This is a genomic window from Terriglobales bacterium (assembly GCA_035624455.1).
Lineage (GTDB): Bacteria > Acidobacteriota > Terriglobia > Terriglobales > Acidobacteriaceae > DASPRM01.
Window position 1 is genome coordinate 1 of the sequence record DASPRM010000055.1, and the last position, 2,715, is coordinate 2,715.

At 57.2% G+C, this 2,715-nt stretch carries 1 protein-coding gene; it reads right to left on the reverse strand.

Going from position 1 to position 2,715, the window contains the following annotated elements; genetic code table 11:
* On the reverse strand, positions 1 to 2,119 hold a 2,119-nt coding region (locus tag VEG30_06190), incomplete at its 3' end, for a protein kinase (GenBank protein ID HXZ79501.1).
* Positions 2,120 to 2,715 lie beyond the last annotated feature (596 nt).

Consider the following 2,715-nt stretch of genomic DNA (forward strand, 5'->3'; position numbering starts at 1 on the left):
AGAGGCGGGCAACCTGCGTGGGTTGAACATAGCTGGAATGGGACCGCTCGGTCAGCGTCTCCGCCGCCAAACGCATTGCCCCCGAATACCCGGCGGCACTGTAGCCGCATTGCAGGGCTTCTACAACGCCTTTGTCCCCCAACGTCTCAAAGAACTTTTTCGCTGCCGCCATTGCGTCTTCTTGTAGCCCCTTTTGGTAGAAGGCTCCCCATAGACGTAAATGGGCAGCCGGAAGATTCGGCTCACTGCTGAGCGCCTTCCGGAGTTCTGCGATTGCTTCGTCATAACGGCACAAATAGAGCAAGTGCCAACCATAGAAACACTGAAAAAAGAAGTTGAGCGGATCCAGTTCTAGAGCACACTCAACGTGCGCCTTCCATTCCTCTGGATGTCCCCGCGAGATCAGCAAATCCGCTAGGAAGAAATGCGCCTCGGCCGAGTTGGGAGTGAGTTCGGATGCACACTTGTATTCCTTCACCGCTTCATCCCAGTTCCATTCCGCAGCTCGAACCATGCCCATGCTCATGTGCGCTTCCGCCAGCGAATCATCCAGCTCAATCGCCTTCAGAGCGGCGGCCTTTGCCTTCGGAAATGCCTCAAGGGGTGGTACAAGTCCACAATCGCCGCGGGAACACCACACAGCAGCGATGCCCACGTAGGCCAAGGGGTCGCTGGGGTCTTTCTCCAGGCTGGCCTGAAAATACCGCAACGCTGTGTCCAGATGTTCCCGCGACAGTTTGTACCAGTGAAAGCGGCCCTTCAGATAGGCCTCATAGGCCTCCGGATTGACGCGGCGTGCGCGGCTTAAGCGCTTGGCTTCCTCGGACGTAATTGCCACCTGGATCTCGCGAGCGATGGCGCGCGCGATCTCACTTTGCACCAGGAGCACATCCGCAAAATCTCTGTCGTAGCTCTCCGCCCACACGTGGGTATCGGTGGCAGCTTGGATGAGTTGGGCCGTAATGCGGACGCGGGGTCCGACCCGCAGAACCGACCCTTCCACCACGGCGTCAACGTTTAGTTCCTCGGCAATCCGTGGCAGCGGTGTTTCGCTTCCCTTGTAGCGCATCACCGAGGTACGAGAGGTTATCTTCACGCCACGGAGTTTCGCCAGATCACAGATCAGAGCCTCAGTCATGCCGTCGGCGAAGAATTCCTGCTCGGGATCGCGGGAAAAATTGGTAAGCGGCAGCACGGCGACAGACCGGATGCGTTTCGAACGAGGGCGCTTGCGAACCGCGCCGGCGGCGACGCTCACGGCGGAGGTGGGCAAGATCAGCCGCCGCAGGTCCACTTGCAATTCCTTCGCTGATTGATAGCGGTTCTCTGCGTCCTTCTCCAGACACTTCAGAATAATGTCTGCCAGACGCGACGAAAGCCGTGGCTGCAGGCGCTGCGGCGAGACAGCCTGGGCGTGAAGAATCTGGTCTGCCACCGCAGGTGAGGTCTTGCCCTCAAAAGGAAGCCTCCCGGTCGCCATTTCGTATAGCACAATGCCGGCTGCCCAGATATCGCTGCGGGCGTCCACTTTCTCGCCTCTTAACTGTTCCGGGGCCATGTACGGCACTGTCCCTGCGATCGTGCGTGTCTGCGTTACCGTTTCGGTTTGGGCGTCTCCGCTCACCGGCTGTACCAGCCTGGCCAGCCCGAAGTCGAGAATCTTCAGCCTCCCGTCCGGGGTGAGCCGCAAGTTCCCAGGTTTCAAGTCACGATGAATCACAGCTTGTTCGTGAGCAGCGGCCAGTCCGTCGGCCAGTTGTGTACCCAGGCGAGCTACTTCCCTCTCCGGCATTGGTCCCGCTGCCAATTTCTCGCTGAGGGTTGTTCCAGGAACGTACTCCATGACCAGGAAGTCCACGCCCTCCTGGCTGTCGAAGTCGTAGACTGTAGCGATGCCGGGGTGGTTCAACTTTGAGAGAGTTAAGGCTTCGGTGTGGAAACGTTTCCGTGCGGACTGGTCTGTAAAGGTCTTAGGGGGCAAAATCTTAATGGCAGCATCGCGGTCGAGATGCTCATCGTGGGCGCGATAGACTTCTCCCATGCCTCCGGCGCCGATCTTCTCAATGACGCGGTAGTGGCTTAACCTCTGGCCGACCACGTCAAGCGTGCGATATGCCATCGGGGGGAAGACACTCCTTCCCCTCACCCTCTTTCAAAATCGTAGGTCTGAGGCAGCACCGAGTCAACGAACCCCATCACACAAGCATGTTCGCCAGAAGGGCTGCGCAAAGCTCGAGTTGGTTAGATCTAGGCTCCCACCCTGAGTAGACTTGGTGGATGGCAACCTCAAAACCAAGGCTCGGGAGGAAGGAGCCAAATATGCTGATTATGGATTCTCTCCTGCAATTCATTCTTGCTTTGATCAGCGAGAAAATCTGTAGCCTGCTCAGATGGCCGAGCCGATATCGCTCGACTTTACGAACGTCGGACGCCAGACGATGATCATGGAATACACCTGCGATCCACTCCGAGAAATCCCCTTGTTGCCCGTCGAGACATGACATCAGTTTGCTCGCCAACGAGACTACAAATTGCTGCAACGATCGTGCGCGGAGGGCCACTCGTGTTCCTGCAAACTGGAAACACGAATTCCTGTCCCGTGGGGGCTCTCCCTCTAATGATGTTCGTCACCGAGACGTACAGATGCCAAACATCTAAAAGGCGACATAGGTTATTGCAGTCCAGCATTTTCATCCCCTTTTACCTGGATTACTC